Below are 22743 nucleotides of genomic sequence, written 5' to 3'. Positions count from 1 at the left end.
ATCCTGCTGCAATTCGATCGCCTTTTTTTGAATTTTCGATTTCTGGTTTTTGAGGATTAGTGCAACATGGGATGATTTATTTAAGTCCTGAAGCAGGCTAAATGCGGGTTAGCTGCTACGCTCCTAAGAGCTGTTTTTCAAAAAAAGAAGAAAATGGCAGGATATGGTCCCGCCAGAGTTTTAAATTTTAGATTTTTCCTTTTGTGTTTTTCATTTCCATTGTGCTCTGTGCAGCTACAAGCCTTGCAATTGGGACTCTGTAGGGGGAGCAGCTCACATAATCAATACCGATTTCGTGAGCGAAGGCAATGGATCTCGGCTCTCCGCCGTGTTCTCCGCAGATTCCCATCTTGAGGTTGGGTTTGACGGAGCGGCCTTTCTGTATACCAATCTTCATGATCTCGCCTACGCCTTCCTGGTCCAGGACTGCGAAGGGGTCGTGTTCAAGGATTCCTGCCTTCTGGTAGATAGGCACGAACTTGGATACGTCGTCCCTGCTGAACCCGAAGGTTGTCTGGGTCAGATCATTTGTTCCGAAGGAGAAGAAGTCGGCTTCCTTTGCGATCTGGTCTGCAATGATTGCGGCTCTGGGCAGTTCGATCATGGTTCCTACCTTGTAGTCGATCTTTACGCCTTTTTCAGCCATGACAGCTTCTGCCATCTTGCAGACTTCCTCTCTGGAAAGGGAGAGTTCCTTTACAAGGCCAACGAGTGGGATCATGATTTCAGGAACAATCTCCATTCCCTCAGATGCAAGTTCACAGGCGGCCTCCATTATTGCACGTACCTGCATGTTGTAGATCTCAGGATAGGTGATCCCGAGCCTGCAGCCCCTGTGCCCGAGCATGGGGTTGAGTTCCTTAAGGGAAATTACACGCTTGATAACTTTTTTTATCTCATCGATTTTCCCGCAATCCCCAGAGGCTTCAAGTTCCCTGAGCTTTTCATCGAGCTCTTCTTTATCAGGAAGGAACTCGTGCAGAGGTGGGTCAAGGAGCCGGATGGTTACAGGCAGGCCTTCCATGCTGCGGAAGATTCCGAGGAAATCTGCTTTCTGCATGGGGAGCAGTTTCTTGAGGGCTTTCTTCCTGGTCTTTTCGTCTTCGGCCATGATCATTTCCCTGACTGCAGGGATCCTATCTTCTCCGAAGAACATGTGCTCTGTCCTGCAAAGCCCGATACCTTCTGCACCGAGTTCGCGGGCAAGGGCTGCATCAGCCGGGTTGTCGGCGTTTGTCCTTACTCCGAGAGTCCTTATCTCGTCAGCCCATGTGAGGAGCTTTCTCAGATCGTAATTTATTTCGGCATCAATCAGGTCTACTTTCCCGATTATGACGCTTCCGATACTTCCATCGATCGTAATATATTCGTGCTCTTTGATGGTGAAACCGTTTACCATGAAGTGAGCGCTCTTCATATCGATTGAGATCTCTCCGCAACCAACGACACAGGGTTTGCCCATGCCTCTACCAACGACTGCGGCGTGAGAAGTCATCCCTCCGCGCACGGTAAGGACTCCCTGCGCAGCTGCCATGCCTCCGATGTCTTCCGGAGAGGTCTCGGTGCGGACAAGAATTGTCTTTTCGCCTAACTCTGCCATCTCTTCAGCAGCTTCGGCAGTAAATACTACCTTTCCTACAGCTGCTCCGGGAGATGCGGGAAGCCCTTTTGCAATTATTTCCAGTTTTGCTTCCGGGTCAATCCTCGGGTGCAGGAGCAGGTCAATGTGTTCTGCTTTTACTCTGTTTACTGCAGTTTCCCTGTCTATGAGCCCTTCTGCCACCATGTCCGTTGCAATCTTTACGGCTGCGGCAGCTGTGCGCTTTCCGGTTCTGGTCTGCAGCATGTAGAGTTTTCCTTCCTGAATGGTAAACTCTATGTCCTGCATGTCCTTGAAGTGGGCTTCAAGTCTCTGACAAATATCCACAAGCTGGGCATATGCTGCCGGGATTTTGTCTCCTAGAGTATTAATATAAGCAGGGGTCCTTATCCCGGCAACCACGTCTTCGCCCTGTGCATTGATGAGGTATTCTCCGAAGAACTTCTTTTCGCCTGTAGATGAGTTTCTTGTAAAAGCAACGCCTGTACCTGAGGTGTTTCCTCTGTTCCCATAAACCATGGTCTGTACAGTAACAGCTGTACCCCAGCTGTCATCAATGTCATTGAGTTTCCTGTAGGTGATGGCTCTCTGGTTATTCCATGAATCAAAAACAGCATTAATTGCCATCTGAAGCTGAACTTTAGGATCCTGTGGAAACTCAAATCCTTTTTCGAGTTTGATTACTTCCTTAAATCTTTCTGCCAATTCTTTTAATGCTTTTGCATCGAGGTCAGTGTCGGACTTAATCCCCATTTCCTTTTTAGTGTCCTCGATTAAGGAATCGAATTTTCTGAATTCAACTCCAAGCACCACGTCCCCAAACATGGCGATAAATCTTCTGTAGCAGTCGTAAGCGAATCTTTCATCATTAACTTTTTTTGCGAGTCCAATCACGGATTTGTCCGTAAGCCCCAGATTCAGGACGGTGTCCATCATCCCTGGCATGGATACTTTGGCTCCGGACCTTACAGAAACAAGTAGTGGATCTTCAGGGTCTCCCAGTTTTTTATTATTTAGTTTTTCTAATCGATCGATTGCTTCTTCGACCTGTCTGAGCAGTTCTGCGGAATATTTCTTTTCCTTTAGATAAAGTACACAGACTTCGGTTGTTATTGTAAAGCCAGGTGGTACGGGAATTCCGAGATTTGCCATCTCGGCAAGGTTTGCACCCTTACCTCCAAGCAGGTCTTTCATACTACTTTTGCCGTCAGTTACATCCTTTCCAAAAAAATATACGAACTTAGACAATGATTCTCCTCCCTGAAACGAGATCATTAATCGGAGTTAGAGTCTGATAATTCCCCAGACCTAAGGCCTGGTTGTTGCCAACAATGTCCATTTAATATATAAGCTTGTGGTTCTCCTTGACTGTATCTTATATTTTACTCTCTCAATTTAGTTCCAATCAATGTATAATATAGGTCTTGCGATATCTTTATATGTTATAAACGTAGACTACATATGCTTCTCAGTCTATAATATATATTCTTATTCGGGACTGACAGTTTAATCCACTCGAAGCCGGGGTATTCTACCCTGCGCAGAGAGGCATAACTATTCGTGGCTGATATGAAACGACTCGGTACCGTGTTGCACAGGTCAGGTCCTAAAAACCTGATAATTAGAGGGGATGAGGTAAAACCCGATAATGTCTCAGGTAGTCCTCCAAAGTTGAATTCGGTTGTTGTTGACAAAGCCCTGAGTCGGATTGGTACAATTGCCAGTGTCTTTGGACCTGTGAACCATCCATATTTTTTAGTGAGGGGCTTTAGGCAAATTCCTGATTCAGAAATTCGGGCTCTCGTCAATGAAAGAGTCTATATTCGGTGAGATCTCTGATTGTCGATGAAGATTTAAATCCTTTGTTATGGTTAACTTTAACTGGTTTATATGTTTTTTGCTAGTTATAGCCGCAAGTTTTCGTATCCCTTCTTTTATATATATACTGTAATTTATGTTGTGCAGGCTTGAGATTGCAGGGAATCATAAACATAGTCATGTTAATTTGTAAGGTGATATAATATGGTAGAAGTCGAAAGGGTTCGCTATTCGGACACTCTTGAAAGAGAAAAAATACGTGCCATGATCAAAGCTCGCAAAGAGAAGCAAAAGGAGCAAAGTTTTGAGAACGAAAAGGCCGTGTGTCCGGAATGCGGCAGTAGGAACCTTGTTCACGACTACGAGCGGGCAGAGCTCGTTTGCGGTGACTGCGGACTTGTCGTAGATGCCGATTTTGTGGATGAAGGGCCCGAATGGCGAGCTTTCGATCACGATCAACGTATGAAGCGTTCCCGTGTGGGTGCGCCCATGACATACACAATCCACGACAAGGGGCTTTCCACAATGATTGACTGGAGGAATCGTGATTCCTATGGAAAGTCTATCTCCTCCAAAAACCGTGCGCAGCTCTATCGTTTAAGAAAATGGCAGCGCAGAATTCGTGTAAGTAACGCAACTGAAAGAAACCTGGCTTTTGCCCTTTCCGAACTGGACAGAATGGCTTCTGCTCTGGGTCTGCCGAGAACTGTCAGGGAAACAGCGGCAGTAGTTTACAGAAAAGCTGTGGACAAGAACCTTATCCGCGGCCGCAGTATTGAAGGCGTAGCCGCAGCAGCTCTTTATGCTGCCTGCCGCCAGTGCAGTGTCCCGAGGACTCTTGATGAGATCGAAGAGGTTTCGAGGGTCAGCAGGAAGGAAATCGGAAGGACTTACCGTTTCATTTCCAGAGAACTTGCCTTGAAACTCATGCCAACTTCCCCAATCGACTATGTCCCGAGGTTCTGCTCCGGGCTTAACCTGAAAGGAGAAGTCCAGTCAAAGAGTGTTGAGATCCTCAGGCAAGCATCAGAAAAAGAACTTACAAGCGGAAGAGGCCCAACAGGAGTTGCAGCAGCTGCAATTTACATTGCATCCATTCTCTGCGGTGAGCGGAGAACTCAGCGGGAAGTCGCAGATGTTGCCGGGGTTACGGAAGTTACCATAAGGAACAGGTATAAGGAACTAGCAGAAGAACTGGATATTGAGATTATCCTTTAAATTCTTCTTCTTTTTTTATTTTCCAGCCTGATTAAAGGGTTTTCCGGTATGTGCAGGGTATAAGTGCCCTATTTTTCTGTGTTCAGTCTTCTTCAGATCGAGCCTTTTAGCTGTGCATATATCCTGTTTTCATATCGCGTTTAATTTTTATAATTATACATTTCTCTTTCTTTTTTCCTCATAATTTTCCGGTAAGAGTGAGATAGATCAATATCCCACCACTAAAGGTCAGTATCCATAAAGCCAGCTGTATTCTCATATTTTGAAGAGTTTTCCAGCTCCATCTGTTAATTACAAAGATAAAACCAAAAGCCAGGGCTATGGTTCCAAAAAGGCCATGAATATATATGACTGAAGGGGCTTTCCCGGCAATGATTAAATTGTAAGCGGAATATAACATGTAAAGGCCGGATAATATCGCAAGAGCATATCCCCCAGTTACTATTTTTCCATGTTTTGTTATTCCTTCTTTTTTCGATTTATTTTTCTTTAAAGCCCCAACGCTTATTATGTAAAGTAATAGAGTTGCTATTTGTAGACTAAGTGATATAGTTCTGAGTTCCGATATGGTCAGTCCAGGTGCCAGATTAACTCCCCTCCATCTGTTTGAACGCTTATTGATAATTCCTATTTTAATATCATTTCAAGTCTAAAGATGCCTTTGGAAACAAAGTTCCTGAAATAAGTCCCTTATTAAAATAAGTCCCAAATTCAATTTCGATATTGAGAAAACTTAATAACAAAAGGATAGCTTTAGAGTTTCAGAAGGTAGGAGTTCTATGAAGCGACAATGCATACAAATTCCCAAAAAGAAAGGAGAATCTGCAAGGAGAGTACTCCTTGATTTTGAACTCCTTGATAATTCTCTGAAAATAGGTTCGGATGAAACTTTTCTTTATCTTCCCCTTTCCAGAGAGCTTCTTTCGCATGAGCTGGCAGATCTTCCTGCGGAAGCTGAACTTGCTGAGTTTGATTTTGAGCCTCAGGAGAAAAAACCCACACCTGGAGATCTTCTTGGTTTCAATCCGGCTTATGAGCTCATCGGAGATATTGCGCTTCTGGAAGACGAGAGTCTGGACTCACAAACAGCCTTCAAAATCGCCGATGTCCTCCTTCTTGCCCAGCCAAACATAAAAACCGTTGTCAAGCCTCTTACTCCTGTTATCGGAGAGTTCAGGATCAGGGAATTTGAGGTAATTGCAGGCGAGCCCAGAACCGAAACCATCCATAGGGAGTATGGCTGCCGCTACAAAGTCGACCTTTCAAAAGCTTATTTTACTCCCCGTCTTTCTACTGAACGTTCAAGAATCCTCGCCTGGGTTAAGGACGGCGATACCGTTGTCGATATGTTTGCAGGTGTCGGTCCTTACAGCATCCTGTTTGCAAAAAGCAAAAAGCCTTCAAAAGTTGTGGCAATCGACAAAAACCCGGATGCTGTCCGCTATCTCAGGGAAAATATAACCCTTAACTCCGCAAAAAACATTGAAGCAATCGAAGGCGATGCCCGGGAAGAAGCAAAAAGGTTTGCAGGCACTGCCGATCATGTAATCATGAACCTTCCTCACAGTGCCCATGAGTTCCTTGACTCTGCTGTCCTCCTTACAAAACCAGGTGGCATAATCCACTATTACGGAATGACTCATGAAGACGATCTCTTCGAAAGCTCCGTCGAACTTATCAGAAAAGCTGCGGAAAAAGCAGGGCGGAAGATTGAAATTCTGGAGGAAAAAGTAGTCCGTTCCTATGCCCCCCACCAGTATAATATATGCATCGAAGCAAGGGTAATTTGAGATTTCTGCCATTTTTCGCTTCTCGACCTCTCGCAAAGGTCGGAGCATGAAAATCTCTCTGCCGGGCGACTTATACTGGCAACTAGGGTGTAACTGGTAGCCAGGGTGTAACTGGTAGCCAGGGTGTGCCAATTAAAATATAATATATAAAATATTTTTTGCAGGAAGAAAAGGAACCGTATGATCTAATATTCTGAAGCCTGTGTAAAAGAAATGTTTAAACATTTGCAGGTACAATTTCAATAAGGTTGCTTAAAACTGCTTAATTACAGATCATACTTAGAATTCTACAGGGAGCTGATTTCTGATGTCCACATTTGCCTATTTCATGATAGGTTTCTCAGTTTTGGTTGCTCTTATTTTTATATGGTTTTATCTCAAGTACTTTCAGAAAAGAGAAAAATAATAAGTTAAAATAATTATTAAAGAGCAAGAAAGTAACTGGCAGTTTTTGCTTTCCTTCTCTTTAATTCTTCTCTTTGCGGGAAGGAAACAACTCTCACGAGCGAAATGGTTAAATTCTTTATCGCTATTTTAAGTCTGCTTATTCTTTAATCTATGTGCCGTCGTGGCTTAGCGGTATAGCGGCTGATTCGTAATCAGCAGGCCGGGGGTTCAAGTCCCCCCGACGGCTCTTGTTTTTTTGTTTTGTGTCCTCTTTTTGTGGGTGGCTTTATAAGTTGTCTGCGGTTTCAATACTGTTTTAGTTATCCTGACAATTAGAAAGAAACTGCAAGAATGCAAATCTCTGGAAATATCAGCTTGTCGTTGACGAAACGTTAACATTTTTTGCTTTTATAATTGGTTGAACATTACAGATTGCACATTTTAAGCCCCAGTATGTATTTTCAAGCCTTTGCTTAAATATATAAGTCTACAGTTATATTAATAACTGTTCGACAATATTATATACTATCTTCTATTCTACTAATATAATTCTTTATTATTAATAAATCTTTTAAAATTAGTCATTGACTTCTTCATCAATACCAAAGTCAGATAAATAACTCCTATGTGAGTCTAAAGTCTACTTCCTTATATTATTGTTTGAGACGAAGTCATTAAAAAATACTTTCTTTGGGTGTTCATTGTGTGGAAATTGAAAAACCGCTTTCTTGCAATTTTATCTGCCTTTTTAATCTTAATGGCAGGTTCTGGAATAGGTGCTGCAGCGAACATAATAGTTCACAATGGTGAGTCTATACAGGCAGCAGTTAATAATGCAACTGCAGGAGATACAATTATTGTTGAGCCTGGGACTTATACTGAGGATATTTATGTAGAAATACCTGACTTGATTATAAAGTCTAAATCCGGAAATGCTAATACAATAATTCAAGGTGGATTTCAGGCTAGTGATTTATATGGACCAGTAAACGGAGTAATGGATGGATTCACTTTTAATGGTGAGAATAATGGTAGTAATTCCTGGATCTGTGCTACTCCTGCCGGATTTTCAAGTTGTGAGGTTAGGAATAGTAAAATAATACATTATGATATCGGTATGGCAGCAATTACTGATAATAGGATTTTTGCTCTGAATACACAGTTCATAGAATGTGGAACAGGTATGTCGGGAACATATCTTACTGCTGTTGGAGCAGAAAATTGTCAGTTCATAGATTGTGGAGTGGCAATGGAAACTGGTTATCCAGAATGGTATTACTCCATAAATAATGTAGAGATCCACACAGATGCATCAGGTAAACAGGTTGTAACTCTTATACCTGACTATAATGTTGAAGATCCCGAGCAACCTCCAAAACCCCCTGCAAATAATACAACCAACAATACTACAACTCCTGAGAAACCTGTAGAACCAAAAGTACCCTCCAATAACACAATCAATAATACAACTACTCCTGTAGAGAAGCCTGCTGAACCCACTGTACCTGTCACGACTCCAACTGAAACCCCAGTAGAAACCCCCGTCGAAGACACTGGAAGTAGTTCAGGCGGCAGTCATCACAGCTCAAGCTCCGGTGGTTCTTCTGGTGGAGCTGGTGGCTCTCCTGAACCTGCAAATAATGTCGCATCTAAAGAGATCTCACAGACCTTCATCACGAACGGAAAGCCTGTAGTGTTCAATTTCCCACAGAATGCAACCTGTATTGAATTCATAAAGTTTGAAGCAAAGAAAACTGTAGGCAAGACTACCACCATTGTTGAGGACCTGAAGAATAAGTCTACTCTTGTTTCTGACCTTCCGGAAGGTATTGTTTACAAATCATTCAACGTATGGGTCGGTAATGCTGGCTATGGAAATTCAAAGGATATTGAAAATAAATCAATAGGCTTCAAGGTGAATAATGCCTGGATTCTGGATACCCATATAAACAAGTCTTCTGTTGCTCTTTTCAGATACGATGACGAAAACAAAGAATGGGTTAAGCTTCCAGTAAAGCTTGTAGACGAAGATGAACAGGTCCTGCATTTCACAGCTGAAACTCCGGGTTTTTCTTCCTTTGTAATTACAGGAGAAAAGATCGGGGTTGAATCCACAGAACCAACTGTAAAATCTGAAATCAATAAATCAACAGATCTGAACATGTCCGAAAATAATTCTGAAAATTCCAGGGATTCTGGATTCGGTCCCGTAACTGTAATATTGATAGTTGGTGCAGTTGGCCTTTGTTGTCTCTACTTCTACAGAAAAATGTAACTTAAATATCAAATAGAATATTGCCAGTTTGGGAAGATTATCTTCCCATTTATTTTTTTTGGATGGATATTAGCAAGCAGAAAAAAGATTTTGGGCAGAAATCTAAAAATAATTCCAAAAATATTGTTATATGTAAATTTCTAAGTCAAACTTTTTTTAGTAACTATATTAATTTATAGTGTGATTTTTTATGGCGATATATTATAAATAATATAAACTCAGTAGTTCCTCTGCATACCTAAATAATATTCAAATGGGGTAAATGTATTTAGCAAAGTGGATAAGAATTCTCGGATCGTAATCTACAAAATAATATTCTGGGCAGTCGTAATAAGTTTGCTCCATCTGATTAACCTTAGTAACAACCTTTTTTTCCACACTCTTGTGGAGTTATTCAGTGTCATAATTGCGTATGTAATATTTCTGGTTGCATGGGAATCCAAGACATTTCTGGAAAACAGGTATCTCTTGCTGATAGAAATTTCTTGTTTCTTTTTTGGCACCCTGGACCTTTTACATACTTTGTCATATGAGAGGATGGAGATTTTTCCGGTTGCTTATATTGAAGGTGTAGGGTTAACTGCATTTAAAGTCATAAGCCGGCTTTCCGCAGATGTCCTTTCAATTTTCACAATTTTTTCTGCGATCGTTTTTTCTGAAAAACTTCATGTTTAACTAAACATATGTTTTTGATATTTTCCAAAATTTGTGGCTTTTTGCCTTCATTGAAAACTTCCAGCATCCATTTTCCTAAGCTTCAGTTGAAATTATAACTGCAAATTTTAAAATAAATCTCCAAAAACGATAGCAGGAAAAATGTTATTTTTTTGAAGACATCTGCGGAAAGACAGATAAGCGAGTATGTAATCTCTTTAACGCTTGTCTGTTCATTGATCCTTCTTTATCTAAAGGGAGATCGGTTTGAAAACCATGTTTTCAGGCTGCTCGCAGCCTCCATAATCCTGACAGTTCTCTCAGAACTGACTGCCACCACGTTTACACAGGTGGATGACTTTTCGTTTGCTATTGGGCACTATTTTAAACTGCTGTTTTTCTACCTGATCTACACGGCAATTGTGTCTACTGGGTTCAGTGAGCCTTACAGCATTCTTTTCAGGGAGCTTAAACAGAGTGAAGGAGCTTTGAGGCAGAAAACATTTTTTCTTCAGGATGATCAGGGGCGTATTTACAGGATGCTCGGTGTGCAAATAGAAGAACCTGAAAGTGAACCTTCAATTGTGTTTCCTCAAACAAATGAAAGAGCCTACTCTTCACTGGTGCAAAATATCGAAGGTCTTATAGGTTTCCGGTTTGATGAAAATGCAGAAACAACCTTCATGGATGGGGCGGTTGAAGAGATTACAGGTTACAGTAAGGAAGACTTTCTTTCTCACAGGGTTAAATGGGCAGAAGTAGTTGTGCCTGAAGACTGTCCCATGCTTCTTGAGAACATTAAAAAATCAGTCTCTAATCCGGATCTATCTACCGAAATCGAGTACAGGGTACAGAGAAAAAATGGAGAGGTTAGATGGGTCAGGGAGGTTTTCCAGAAGCTTCCGAAAGATTCCGGAACTTCCGGGCAATTCCAGGGATTTGTTCACGATATTACCGAACGTAAAAAGGCAGAAGATACTCTACGACAAATTGAGGAAGCCCGCATAAAAGAAATCCATCACAGGATAAAGAATAATTTGCAGGTAATCTCTTCCCTGCTCAGTCTCGAAGCAGAAAGGTTCAGCGACAGAAAAATGTTTGAAGCCTTCCGGGAAAGCCAGAACCGTGTAGCTTCTATGGCTCTCATTCATGAAGAGTTATACAAAGGTGATGACATAGATACTCTGGATTTTGCAGCCTACCTCCGGAAACTGACTGCAGACCTGTTAAACTCATATCTTGTGGGCAACGATAATATAAGCCTCAAACTTGACCTTGAACAGGTTAATTTTGGCATGGACACTGCAATTCCTCTTGGAATTATTGTCAACGAACTGGTCTCGAATTCCCTGAAGCATGCTTTCCCTGAAGGGGAGGGAGGGGAAATTCGAATAAGTCTCAGCAGGGCAGCAAAACCTGCTTCAAAAACAGGACATTCAGGCGAGGGTATGGGCTGTGAAAGGGGTTTTGATTACACATTAATGGTAGCAGATAACGGCAGGGGTATTCCGGAAACCGTTGATTTTAATACTGTCGATTCTCTTGGGCTCTAGCTTGTAAATATTCTCGTTGAACAGATAGATGGCTGTATCGAACTTAAAAGGGATCAGGGGACGAAGTTTGTAATGGGGATAAATGTAGCAGAAAGTGCCGATGTCTGATGGATTTTCGGGTCAAGCTGAAACTGCTGTTCAATGTATAAACTCTCTTTTAAAAATGGTGAAAAAAGTTAAAGGAGCTTATGTTTTAAAAAGAACCTTCTATTTCAGGAGAGTCTCTGCTTTTCATTTTTTCCTTCGTATCCTGAATCCGAATTCGAGTCCGAACAGGGTTCCACATGAATTGAGAATTGGCCATTTTTGCCGCAGACTTCCTTTAACCTGTCTTCTACCTTTGTTGAGATTTCGTGTGCATCTACAATGTTCAGGCTTCTGTCTACTTCAATATGGACATCTGCAGCCATGGCATTCCCTATTTTCCGGGTTTTTAATTCATGGAAGCCCAGCACGCCTTCCGTGGTTATCAGGATTTCCTCAATACTTCTATAGGTCCCTGAGTCCAGTGAAGCTTCCAGCAGTTCGTTCAGGTTTTTGTAAGATATATCGAATGCCACTTTGAAGATAAATAAACTCAATATTACGGCGGCTATCGGGTCGAGCACCACCCACTTGCCTCCAAGGAGGATTGCACCTCCGATTCCAACCATTGTCCCTACTGAAGAGAAGGCGTCTGAACGGTGATGCCAGGCGTTTGCTATCAGTGCATCACTCTTAAGTTTCCGGGCATATATTATGGTGTAGCGGTATAGCCACTCTTTTATCACTATTGAGAGGATTGCTGCAGCAAGAGCAATCCCACTTGGAGCTGGCAGCACTTCTCCCTGATAAAAAGCAATAACCTTTTGAAGCCCGCCCCAGAAAATCCCGAAAGCCACTACAACGAGCACCAGTCCTATAAATGCAGCAGACAGGGTCTCGATTTTCCCATGACCGTAATTATGCGTGCTGTCTCTGGGCTTTTTGGCAACTTTTAAACCTGCTATTACTGCGATGTCGGTCATGAAGTCTGACGTGGAATGGGCGGCATCAGCAACCATTGCTGAACTGTTACCCATTATCCCTGCAAAAAACTTAAAACCTGTCAGCAAAATGTTTGAAGCCATCGCAACCTTTGTTACGTAAATTGCCTGGGAATACCGGGTGTTTTCCGTCTCCTCGGAGTTAGAGAAGGCTTCATTATCTGTACTATCAGTTCCTTTCATAATTTCTCAGAAAAGCCGTGATTTATTTGAATAAATTTTAAATTTATACCTGTATTATATACCTTAAACCAGAACATATAGATAAGCGATCAACAGATATAAATATTCTCTTTCGTCAGTCCCGTATTAATTCATGTCATTCGATATTGTTTTTTATCATGCCTTATTTGTATAACCATAGGTTATATTCGTTATACTTTCCCGGACGAAGAAGATCAAATAAAAGGGTTCCAGAGTCGCTTCTCTTAAGTTCCTTTGCAACGTACTTGTTGCGTGGGCTGTGGCGTATGGTCTCGCTTCCATGCACAAAAACAACAATTTCCCCGGCTCCTTCCGGGGTAGATAGAATTCCCTCTAGATGGATTGCAATTGGGATACGGACTTCATCATCTCTTTTACCAGTATTTAATGATGCGTTCATATTCTCCCTTCAGGATTTACTTATTAACTGCAGATCGGCTGTGCCTGAATAACAGATTTACTTATGAGCTAATAATGAATAACAGATTTACCTGGGATTTGGTCACGAGTTAGCAGCAGATTTACCTGCGAGCTTATTTCGATGAAAAATTCCTTGCTTTATCCAGCAGTTCACAGACTTCTTCGTCCGTAGTCTGGCTGAAGTCTCCATACCAGGTGCCTACTGAATAAAAGGGCTCCGGCGTAGTAATACAGATTATTTCATCTACTTTGTCCTCAAAGAAACTGCGCGTGTCCGGGGAAGCCGTGGGGACTGCAACTACCAGTTTAGCCGGGTTTTTAGTTTTAAGGGCTTCAACTACTGCATGCATCGATGCTCCGGTTGCAATCCCGTCATCTATCAGGATTACAGTCATGCCACTTATATTCAGTTTGGGATGGTTCCTGCGGTAAATACGCTCCCTGCGTTCCAGTTCTCTGAGTTCGTTTATAGCTATCGTAGCAATTACTCTATCAGGTATCTTGAAAGACCTTACAATGTCTTCGTTCAATACACGGACGTCTTCAGATGCTATTGCTCCCATTGCCAGGTCTTCATTGCCAGGAACTCCCAGCTTCCTAACTACGAAAACGTCCATTTTTACATTCAGTTTTTTTGCAACTTCAAAAGCTACGGGAACCCCGCCCCGCGGAAGCGCCAGTATCAGTACATCCGGACGGTTTGAGTATGTCATAAGTTCTTTTGCCAGTCGTTTTCCTGCATCTGCCCTATTTTTAAAGATTGCCATTGTTCCCCTCAATTCCTTATTAATCGGATTAATTCATAAGTTCTGTTTATTTGTATTATCTATGTTTAAACCCTTAAATGTATAGATTATTACGAATTTAAATTTAAACTCTCATATGCTTCTACTCAGGGATAACACCGTTTATATATAATTACTAAAAGTGATGGCAAATGAGCCAGTGTGGAAAAGCCAAAACAGAAAAGTCAAATGAATAAAGCCAAAACAGAAAAGTCAAATGAATAAAGCTAAAACAGAAAAGTCAAATGAATAAAGCTAAAACAGAAAAGTTAAATGAATAAAACTTTCAAAAATATCCATTCAATTCTCAAATATTTGCTGGCTCTGGTAGAATTCTTCAGTGTGTATGTTGCACATGTAATATTTCTTGTAGTGTTGAACTCAAGAGTCCTTCTGGAAAACCAATACTTTATGTTTATAGGAACTGCTTAATTTTCAGGAGCTGCTTGCTTTTTTATCAGAATTATGGATAACTTTTATAAATGGCTACTATATCAAAATGTTATAATACAATTACTAATATATTTATTAAAGTAGATGGCTGAATATCTAATGTTATTTCTGAAGTTCGGCATGAATCTATAAGGTTATCTTCAAATAAATTGATATGCGGTGAGCCTATTATCGAGAAAAAATTCTATGATAACATCAATGTTCTGGAATGCATTGAAAAAGACGGAATAAAGATCGAGATTCTCGAGTATAAGACCCTGCGGGGGCTCAGGGATGTCTGCCTTGCAGAAAACCTGTATTACCTTGAGAAAGCTGGCATGAGCCTCAAGCAGGTAAAAATCACCCTCATGAATAGTGCAGTAACCACTGAAAGGGGTGCCCTGCATTTCCACAAGGGGAATATCTGTGCTGAGTGCGAGACCGGGGGAGTTGGAGGTCTTGCAAAAAAACTGCTTAAAAATAAATTGACCAACGAGTCCGCCTTTACTCCCACGTATTCGGGTACAGGAGAGATTTTCCTTGAACCAAGCTTCAGCCATTACATACTGCTGGAACTGAACAATGATGCGATTATTGTAGATAAGGGAATGTTCTACTGCTGTGAAAACGGGGTCAACGTAGAAGTCTCATCCCAGAAAAACCTATCATCCGGTCTTTTTGGAGGAGAAGGCTGGTTCCAGACAAAAATCAGCGGAACAGGTCTGTGTGTACTTGCAATTCCCGTGCCTCCGGCTGAGGTTCTAAAATATGAGCTTAAAAACGAGAGATTACAGGTTGATGGGAATTTTGTATTCCTGAGGTCGGCTTCTATCAACTTTACAGTTGAGAGGTCTGCAAAGAATCTGGTCGGAAATCTGACAAGCGGCGATGGAGCCCTTCAGACCTTCGATGGTACCGGAACTGTCTGGATGGCTCCCACTCAATTCGTATATGGAGCCCTTTCTCGGTGCTATTATCCTTCTGTTCCTAATGCTTCAAGAAGCAGTGGCAGCAGTAGTGATGACTGATTTTCTTTCCGGCATCGGGATCGTTCCATTTGCCTGAATCTGGGAAGCACCTGGAAGGAAAGATGAAAGGTGCTTTTTCTTATTTCTTACCTTGAACTCTCTTCTCTGATATTTCTTACCTTGAACTCTCTTCTCTGATATTTCTTACCTTGAACTCTCTTCTCTGATATTTCTTACCTTGAACTCTCTTCTCTGATATTTCTTACCTTGAACTCTCTTCTCTGATATTTCCTTCTCTATCTTTTATTCCATATTCTTTACTTTTCTTGTTTTTCAGACTCAAGATAACCTTTATATTCGTACACTAATGATTATCTCCGTGCTATATGTATTTGAAATCTTCACACTGTCGTATTACTAAAAGATGCTAACTTATGTTAGAAGGCGCAACCCAGATGAAACTACAGCTTGTTAATATTCTTTTATTTTCTGACAACAGGAAAAATTTACTGTTACTGCTGGCAGAAGGGCCACGAAATAGTGATGAAATTCTTGATTTGCTTCAGGTCCCCAGAATTTCCCTGCTTCCCCATATCAAAAAATTAAAAGAAGAAGGTTTAATTGTTCAGAAAGGAGATGTATATCGTCTTTCTATCATAGGTGATATATTAGTTAAAAAAGCCAGGCCTTTACTGGATGCAGCCAGCACATTTGAGGATAATGATTATTTCTGGAGCCACAGGAAACTGGATTCAATTCCTTTTCATCTGTTAAAACGGATAGGGGAGCTTAAAGGAAGCCAACTTGTAGAACCCGGGCTTACTCACGGATTTGATCTGTTCCCTGAGATGATTAATCATTTTGCCGGGTCTTCAAAGGTTATGCTCCTTTTTTCTTATTTTCACCCTCAGATCCCTTCTTTCTCTCTGGAGCTCGCAGAAAAAGATGTTAAGGTCCAGCTCATCCTTAGCAAAGATTCATTTGATAGGTTTTCAGGGGATTTCCGTGATACGGGAGAGATAATTCTGGCGAGGAAAAATGCCTCTGTTTTTGTGCATGCAGGAGCTCCGCTTGAAATTCCTGCATTGATTGCTATTTCGGAAAACGCGTTATTGCTCGGGTTTTTCAATAAGAAAGGAAGGTTTGAAGGGCAGTACCTTCTCAATTTAGAATCCCGCGCCCTGGCCTGGGGTAGAGAACTCTTCGAATACTATATGGAAAGGTCAGATAAAATCTGTTTAGGGGATCAGAAAATGTCTGTTTAGGGGATCAGAAAATGTTTGTTTAGTGAGTCAGAAAGTTTGTTCAATGAATTATCCTGAATGCAGTACTTATAGCCAGAGAGCTTCATGTGACCTGTTAAATCAGATATATACTTTAATCTGAACATGAGACCTCCAGTTTTAAATATCTTTGATTCCCGAAGATCTTACAGGTATTCCAATGAAACGAACCTCTAAGGAATGGAAAGAAAAAAGGGCTGAATTCATTAAAGGCAAAGCCTGTGCCTGGTGCGGCTCTTCTGAGCGCCTGTGTGTCCATACTCCCGGAGCCTTTTCTCCGGCAGAGGTCCGTTCCGGGATTTACAGTCTTGCTTATACCAGATTCAGGGAAGTGTACAGACAAAAGTACCAGAAATTCGAGCACGTCCTGACCGGTAAACACCGCCATAAAAGCCACCCTGCCTGGCACAAAGCCTCTACTGTACATAAAACCGAGCCTGACCATACTGACCTTGAAGAGCAGTGTATCGAAGTGCTTGTTGAAGATACAGGAGAAGGAAACTTCAAAAATCTTTATCATGAATGGCTTGAAGAAAGCGGGATTGAAGATCTAATTGAAGAAGAAACTCGAAAAGCCGAGGAAGAATATGCGTCTCTGAAACACGCAACCGTACTCTGCAATCGCTGTCATTTTGCAAGCCTGAGGGGCATGGAGCTCTGCCCGGTATGCAGAAAAAAGTATAAGTCCTCAAGGTATGAGACATGCTTTGACTGTCTGCCCGCTGAAAAAAAGAACGAAGTTCTGGGGCGGCAAAAGTAAACGGGAAAGGAGGATTTCCCGGCGAATTCGGAGAAGTTTTCTGATAAATATAGTTCCTGAAAAGCCATAGTTTCATTTTATGATTATGGCGGTATAAATCTGGGACCCTTCATGTTTTTTTTCATAAAAGAGCCCAGCCACTTCCTCCACATGCCCTGCAGGTCCCTGTTTCCAGGTTACCTGACCCACTGCAAAGTGGACATATTATTGCAGGCTGGGCAACGAGCACGTTTCCCTGTCCTCCGCAGGCTTCACAGATTCCACCTTCATCATTCCCGGTTCCGCTGCAAAGAGAGCATTTTTCCGGAGCATACTCTGTATCTATATAGGTATAAAGCATCCCATCACCTTCTTCATTTACGAGCACAGGGGTATTTTCCCAAGCAAAAGATTCTTTTAATACATCTTTTAGGCGTTCTGGATTAAAAGATCTTGCAAAAAGATAAAAAAGAAAGTGTTATAATGTAATTGCCAGATTTCATTTTACATTTATGCTCTACGTATTAAATCCTCGGTTTCTGTTAAAAACTGTGCCAGCAGGGACTTTTTTATCTCGACTGCATCGTTAGGGCAGAGTTCCCTGCAGCAGTAGCACAGGATGCATTTTTCCGGATTAATCTTGAAAGTTCCGTCTTCCAGCCGTTCCACCGCCCCGGGAGAACAGTTCAGATAGCAGGCTCCGCATTGAGTGCATTTTCTCTGGTTGATTCTGGGGTTAATGGTGTAATATTTGCCAAGGCTGCGCTTAAGGAACGCAGGGGATGTACTGATTCCCCCGCTCGAAGGCTTGAATTTCTTTTTGACTTCTTTTAATGGCGTTCCGACCACCACAGGACACTGGTTTCCGAAACCTTTCTTCAGGGCACCTGCCGTAGTGGGGATTTTGAGAGGATCAAAGCCGATCAGTTCTGCTGCAACAATATCCAGGGAAACGCAGTCCGGGCTTGCCAGAATCACTCCTGAGTTTACAGGCTTTCCGTGGGAAGGCCCATTTCCTTCCATGCCTACAACTCCGTCCATGACTGCAAAATTGGGCCTTACGACAGAATAAACATCGGCGACGGCTTCACCAAAAAGATCCCTGTTTCCAAGAAGATGTATTTCTTTTCGGCATTTCAGGGGGAGGACTCCGAAGAAATTCTTGACCGCGCCTGTATAATATGTAAGCTCATGGGTTTTCAGTTTCGGAAGAGATATTATAACATCTGCTTCAAGGACAGGGTTTGCAATGTACAGTTTCCGGAACTGAAGCGGCTCTGGAACTTCTACCAGAGTAAAACCTGCAGTTTCAAAGTTCACAATCTGGGCTCCGGCTTTGCGGGCAGCCTCTTCTATGCCTGAAACCTTCAGGGCTTTTGCTGTAGCTCCAGGCCTTGAGATCCCGGCTCCATCTCCGACTACTGGCTTTCCTCCTGCACTGAGCACGAATTCACACATTGCCGCTACCATAGAAGGATGGGTAGTTGTGGCAGCTTCCGGTGGGCTGGCTGAAAGGAGATTTGGCTTGAGAAGTACGCGATCTCCCGGATCAATTATTTTTTCAATGCCGCCCAGCAGGCCAAGAGCCCGGGCTATTGCTTCTTTTGTATCAGAATAATCAGGGCAGGAAACTATGGAGACTCTGTTCATTGCTAAAATGTAAATGGAAATGATTATTGAATTCTTTTCCGGTTTCAGCCTGTTGTTTTAGGCTGTTGTTAGTTTCTCAGCTTCCAGTCTATAGTCAGTTTGTTATCTCCTGAAGTGCCTTTTATATCCCGGCTTTTATCGGTTTTTAAGGCCCATAATTGAATCTATTTCTTCAGCTACGTTTTCCAGTTCATCAAGTATCCTTTCCGAGTCTTTCCTCATCTCCTTTACTGCAGCTTTCAGGCTGCCTCCCCTCAAATAAATCAGGCGTTTTTTCCTGTAAAGGAGCCCGGAGTCGTTGAGGTTCCGGAGGTGATGGTTGATTCTTGAGATTTTCATATCAAGGTCTTCAGCCAGAATTTCCGATGAACTTATCTCGTCATTTGAAAGTTTTTCAAGCAGGCTGAAGATTATCCTGTTGGCTGTGTTTTCGGTATCCCTGCCCGAAGAAAAGCCAAAACTGTCACAGAACCATAAAAGATCTTCTTCAAGGCTCTTTATCTGGGGTTTTTCAAGATTTCTGAGAAGAATCTGCTGAACCATCTGTGTATTATTTTAGAGATTCATGTATATATATTTTATTTTAATTTGTAGGCATCATTTCGATTTTTTTGCAATTATTTTTATTTTACTTATAAATTTTCTCTAAAATGCGGGTAATTTTTAAATATAAGTTTTACATTATATGCAGATAGTTGGGCGTTTTACAGCTCAATACATTCATCAATTCCATGCTGACTTATAGCAACAAGTGAATGTTCAGCTAATTTTAGGTCACTTACATATCAAGGAGGAACAAAGAGTGATTGTCAGACCTATTGGCGAACGAGTATTACTCAAGAACCAGAAGAAAGAAGAAGTGACTAAAGGCGGGATCTATATCCCGGAGCCTGCACGGCAGGAGAAAAAAGAAGGAATCGTTCTGGCTGTGGGGACCTTTGAAGACGGGAAGGAGCTCCCTCTGAAAAAGGGAGACCACGTAATTTACGGGGGATACCAGGCCGATGAGATTGAAATAGATGATGAAAAATATATTTTTGTCGACTTCAAGGATATCCTGGCAACCGTTGTTGAAGAATAATGTCAAATGAGGCCGTTTCTGAATATATTACATCAGGCATATCCTGAATATCAGGTAAATCACGACTTCGATAAATTATAGCTTAATTAAGTAAGAATATTTGATCCTAATCCAGGTGAATACAGATGGCTTCAAAGCAGATAATGTTTGATGAGAGTGCAAGAAAAGCCCTCTTAAACGGTGTAGATAAAGTCGCAAATACTGTTAAGATCACCCTGGGGCCGAGGGGCCGTTATGTCGTGCTGGATAAAAGCACAAAACCCGTGGTCACAAATGACGGTGTCACCATTGCAAAAGAAATAGAGCTCCATGACAAGTTCGAAAATATGGGGGCCAAGCTTGTCAAGGAGGTCGCTTCCAAAACCCAGGACAACACAGGAGACGGGACAACTACCGCCACCCTCCTCGCCCAGAGCATGATCCGGGAAGGCCTGAAAAACATCAGTGCCGGGGCAAACCCTATAGAGGTCAAGAAAGGGATTGAGATTGCCACAGAAAAGGTTGTAGGGTATCTCAAGAGCAAGAGTGTGGAAGTAAAGGGCAAGGACAAAATCATACAGGTAGCTACTATTTCTGCAAACAATGACGAAGAAATAGGCAACCTGATTGCCGATGCTATGGAAAAGGTCGGCTACAACGGGGTAATCACCGTTGAAGACTCAAAGACAATGGAAACCAGCCTTGATGTTGTTGAGGGTATGCAGTTTGACCGTGGTTTTGTTTCCCCATACATGGCAGTTGATACTGAAAAAATGATCTGTGAATTTGAAGACCCCTATATCCTGATTACAGATAAGAAGATCAACAGCATGAAGCAGATCGTGCCTGTGCTTGAGAAGGTCGCTTCTGAAGGCCGGTCCCTCCTGATTATTGCTGAGGATGTTGATGGGGATGCCCAGGCAGCCCTGATCCTGAACATCATCCGCGGAGCCCTGAGGGTCTGCGCTGTAAAGGCTCCCGGATTCGGAAACGAGAGAAAGGAGATGCTTGAAGATATTGCCGTCCTGACCGGCGGACAGGTCATCAGCGAAGAGAAGGGCATGAAACTTGAGGAATTCAGCGACTACATGCTCGGAAGTGCCAGGAAAGTCACGGTTGACAACCATAAAACCATAATTGTAGAAGGCAGGGGCGACAAAGCAAAGATTGATGAAAGGGTCAGGATCATTGAAGCCCAGGTCAATATTGCTGAAGCTGATTACAGAAAAACTGAGCTTAAAAAGCGCCAGGCAAAGCTGGGAGGCGGCGTTGCAGTAATCAAAGTGGGAGCTGCAACCGAAACCGAGCTTAAAGAAAAGAAGATGAGAATCGATGATGCCCTGAACGCCACAAAAGCCGCAGTTGAGGAAGGTGTGGTCACAGGAGGAGGGGTTTGTCTCTTCCGTGCAGCTGCAATTCTTGAATCCCTGAAACTTGACGGCGATAGGCAGGTAGGCGTGAAGATTGTTCAGAGGTCTATAGAAGATCCTGTTCGCCAGATCGCCACAAACGCAGGCAGAGAAGGCGCTGAAGTGGTGGCAACCATAAGGGCGGAATCCAGTGAACTCTTCGGGTACAATGCAAAGAGAGATGTCTTTGAAGACCTCTTCGAAGCAGGTGTAATCGATCCGACAAAAGTGGTAAGAAGCGGTCTTCAGAACGCTGCCTCAATCGCAGGTATGGTGCTAACGACTGAAGCTCTTGTAACCGATTTTGATGAAGAAAAGGACGACAGGACAGATACAATTATTATCTGATTGCAGTTTTTTTCTTTTCTTTTCTTTTTCCTTTTTTCCTGCTCTCATTATTACTTTTCCTGAATCACTCTAAAGCCCTTTTCCTTTCTCCTTTATCACCAGAAAGGCTGAAAACCTTTTTCTCTCATTAACACACTATTTTTATAAAAGCTCAATTCTCAATATTTATAACTGTTTATCTATAATCTATCTGTTATAATCATCCGGTTCGTTTATTACAAACTCCTCCTTACCAGAAAGGTGAAACTAAAGATGCTTGAAGTCTACTGTGATTCGTCTTATAATGAAAGTGAAGACTCCTACCTCGGTTGCGTGGTTTTACGGGATGGTGGGCAGCTCCACCAGTCAACAACTAAAGTCCCGGGTCATCCTCAGAATAATCTTGACTGTGAACTTGCAGCCCTCAATTTTGCCATATCCCTTGTCAGGATCTTTTCAAAAGGCGATGCCGAAATAATTGTTTATAATGATTCTACTGAAGCCGTAAGAGCTTTTCAGGGAAGGGCGCAGGAAGTAGAAAAGGAGTTTTCAGGGTCCAGAGTTAGCTTTGAATATATTCCCCGCGAGAAGGCGAACCAGGCAGCTGCAGACAGTCTGTCTAAAAAGTTTCCTGTTTTTTTCTCGAGTATATCCACGTCTGATGTGGAATCTTTTTCGAGGCGGGAAGACGTTCTTTCAGATATTGTCAGGAATGGCCGTAACGTTTTTTATCTGGAAAAAGTTCCGGAAATGTCCACAAACAAAAAAACCTGCTACAGGCTGATAGTCCGCACAATGGAAAAGACCCTTTCCGATGACCTTGTTTATCCTGTAAAAAAAGGAGGTCCTGGCACTCAGGTAAAGGCTGCGGAAGAGATTCGAAAAGACCTTTCAAACCCTGTGGTCCTTTCTTCCCTTAAATCAAAGGGAGTAAGGCTTGAAAACTCTTATTTCCTGCTCACGGACGAAACCTGGGGGCTTCGGGGTACTGACAGTCAGGCTTACTCAATTCTGCCCTCTTCCATCCCCCATAAGATAATATGTGATGAAGTAGACAGGTCGCCTCAAAACCTCTTCAGAAGAGCAGAACGTTTCAGGTAATTTTCCGGCATCTAATAGACCCCTGCTTAAATCCCCTTTTTAGGG

20 protein-coding genes and 1 tRNA gene are annotated in these 22743 nt (G+C 42.3%); 14 read left to right on the top strand and 7 right to left on the bottom strand.

What is annotated here, in order from left to right; genetic code table 11:
- Positions 1-187: 187 nt before the first annotated feature.
- Complete coding sequence (ppdK, locus tag EO98_RS03910) at positions 188-2848, bottom strand: pyruvate, phosphate dikinase (RefSeq protein WP_048160032.1); 2661 nt, start codon at positions 2846-2848, stop codon at positions 188-190.
- 321 nt (positions 2849-3169) lie between these two features.
- Here ppdK and EO98_RS03905 point away from each other — a divergent pair, with 321 nt between their 5' ends.
- From EO98_RS03905 to EO98_RS03870, 7 genes are all read left to right on the top strand, one after another.
- On the top strand, positions 3170-3430 hold the full coding sequence (locus EO98_RS03905) for a Gar1/Naf1 family protein (protein ID WP_048134510.1): 261 nt from the start codon (positions 3170-3172) through the stop codon (positions 3428-3430).
- A 192-nt stretch (positions 3431-3622) separates the two neighbouring features.
- On the top strand, positions 3623-4636 hold the full coding sequence (locus EO98_RS03900; protein WP_048134465.1) for a transcription initiation factor IIB: 1014 nt from the start codon (positions 3623-3625) through the stop codon (positions 4634-4636).
- A gap of 779 nt (positions 4637-5415) precedes the next feature.
- The gene (locus tag EO98_RS03890; RefSeq protein ID WP_048141502.1) at positions 5416-6426 is read left to right on the top strand and encodes a class I SAM-dependent methyltransferase family protein; all 1011 of its coding nucleotides are present in this window, start codon (positions 5416-5418) and stop codon (positions 6424-6426) included.
- A gap of 562 nt (positions 6427-6988) precedes the next feature.
- Positions 6989-7060: transfer RNA gene (locus tag EO98_RS03885), tRNA-Thr, on the top strand.
- A 456-nt stretch (positions 7061-7516) separates the two neighbouring features.
- On the top strand, positions 7517-9088 hold the full coding sequence (locus tag EO98_RS17380; RefSeq protein ID WP_052739196.1) for a PGF-pre-PGF domain-containing protein: 1572 nt from the start codon (positions 7517-7519) through the stop codon (positions 9086-9088).
- A gap of 276 nt (positions 9089-9364) precedes the next feature.
- Complete coding sequence (locus tag EO98_RS03875) at positions 9365-9763, top strand: MASE3 domain-containing protein (protein ID WP_048141500.1); 399 nt, start codon at positions 9365-9367, stop codon at positions 9761-9763.
- A 152-nt stretch (positions 9764-9915) separates the two neighbouring features.
- Positions 9916-11295, top strand: a complete 1380-nt coding sequence (locus tag EO98_RS03870; protein ID WP_052734547.1) for a sensor histidine kinase — start codon at positions 9916-9918, stop codon at positions 11293-11295.
- A 212-nt stretch (positions 11296-11507) separates the two neighbouring features.
- Here the strand turns inward: EO98_RS03870 and EO98_RS03865 are convergent, their stop codons facing one another.
- From EO98_RS03865 to EO98_RS03855, 3 genes are all read right to left on the bottom strand, one after another.
- The gene (locus EO98_RS03865; protein ID WP_048141498.1) at positions 11508-12503 is read right to left on the bottom strand and encodes a cation diffusion facilitator family transporter; all 996 of its coding nucleotides are present in this window, start codon (positions 12501-12503) and stop codon (positions 11508-11510) included.
- Between the two features lie 163 nt (positions 12504-12666).
- The gene (locus tag EO98_RS03860) at positions 12667-12924 is read right to left on the bottom strand and encodes a hypothetical protein (protein WP_048141496.1); all 258 of its coding nucleotides are present in this window, start codon (positions 12922-12924) and stop codon (positions 12667-12669) included.
- A 133-nt stretch (positions 12925-13057) separates the two neighbouring features.
- Positions 13058-13711 carry a phosphoribosyltransferase gene (locus EO98_RS03855; RefSeq protein WP_048141494.1) on the bottom strand — a complete coding sequence of 218 codons (654 nt, stop codon included), beginning with the start codon at positions 13709-13711 and terminating at the stop codon, positions 13058-13060.
- A 291-nt stretch (positions 13712-14002) separates the two neighbouring features.
- On the opposite strand from EO98_RS03855, the gene EO98_RS18705 reads away from it, so the two are divergent.
- From EO98_RS18705 to EO98_RS03840, 4 genes are all read left to right on the top strand, one after another.
- Complete coding sequence (locus tag EO98_RS18705) at positions 14003-14161, top strand: hypothetical protein (RefSeq protein ID WP_156164118.1); 159 nt, start codon at positions 14003-14005, stop codon at positions 14159-14161.
- 170 nt (positions 14162-14331) lie between these two features.
- The gene (locus tag EO98_RS03850) at positions 14332-15189 is read left to right on the top strand and encodes an AIM24 family protein (protein ID WP_048141492.1); all 858 of its coding nucleotides are present in this window, start codon (positions 14332-14334) and stop codon (positions 15187-15189) included.
- A 374-nt stretch (positions 15190-15563) separates the two neighbouring features.
- Positions 15564-16394, top strand: a complete 831-nt coding sequence (locus EO98_RS03845) for a winged helix-turn-helix domain-containing protein (protein WP_235283669.1) — start codon at positions 15564-15566, stop codon at positions 16392-16394.
- Between the two features lie 178 nt (positions 16395-16572).
- Positions 16573-17172, top strand: coding sequence for a hypothetical protein (locus EO98_RS03840; protein ID WP_048141490.1), 600 nt, complete (start codon positions 16573-16575; stop codon positions 17170-17172).
- Between the two features lie 121 nt (positions 17173-17293).
- Here the strand turns inward: EO98_RS03840 and EO98_RS03835 are convergent, their stop codons facing one another.
- The 3 genes from EO98_RS03835 to EO98_RS03825 all read right to left on the bottom strand — a co-directional run bounded on the left by EO98_RS03835 (position 17294) and on the right by EO98_RS03825 (position 19344).
- Positions 17294-17539: a transcriptional regulator gene (locus tag EO98_RS03835; RefSeq protein ID WP_235282964.1), complete on the bottom strand. Its 246-nt coding sequence runs from the start codon at positions 17537-17539 to the stop codon at positions 17294-17296.
- A 122-nt stretch (positions 17540-17661) separates the two neighbouring features.
- Positions 17662-18801 (bottom strand): DUF362 domain-containing protein, encoded by a 1140-nt coding sequence (locus EO98_RS03830; protein ID WP_048141488.1) that lies wholly within the window; start codon positions 18799-18801, stop codon positions 17662-17664.
- Between the two features lie 135 nt (positions 18802-18936).
- Positions 18937-19344: an ArsR family transcriptional regulator gene (locus EO98_RS03825; protein ID WP_048141486.1), complete on the bottom strand. Its 408-nt coding sequence runs from the start codon at positions 19342-19344 to the stop codon at positions 18937-18939.
- A 259-nt stretch (positions 19345-19603) separates the two neighbouring features.
- Here EO98_RS03825 and groES point away from each other — a divergent pair, with 259 nt between their 5' ends.
- The 3 genes from groES to EO98_RS03810 all read left to right on the top strand — a co-directional run bounded on the left by groES (position 19604) and on the right by EO98_RS03810 (position 22698).
- Positions 19604-19882: a co-chaperone GroES gene (groES, locus tag EO98_RS03820; RefSeq protein ID WP_048141484.1), complete on the top strand. Its 279-nt coding sequence runs from the start codon at positions 19604-19606 to the stop codon at positions 19880-19882.
- A gap of 125 nt (positions 19883-20007) precedes the next feature.
- Positions 20008-21618, top strand: a complete 1611-nt coding sequence (gene groL / locus EO98_RS03815) for a chaperonin GroEL (protein ID WP_048141482.1) — start codon at positions 20008-20010, stop codon at positions 21616-21618.
- A gap of 252 nt (positions 21619-21870) precedes the next feature.
- A complete protein-coding gene (locus EO98_RS03810) occupies positions 21871-22698 on the top strand; it encodes a ribonuclease H family protein (RefSeq protein WP_048141479.1) in 828 nt (275 codons plus the stop codon).
- Positions 22699-22743: the final 45 nt, after the last annotated feature.

Source organism: Methanosarcina sp. 2.H.T.1A.6 (assembly GCF_000979455.1).
In the GTDB taxonomy this organism is placed as follows: domain Archaea; phylum Halobacteriota; class Methanosarcinia; order Methanosarcinales; family Methanosarcinaceae; genus Methanosarcina.
Note: the sequence above shows the minus strand (reverse complement) of the source record. Positions and strands in the feature narration are given on the sequence as shown.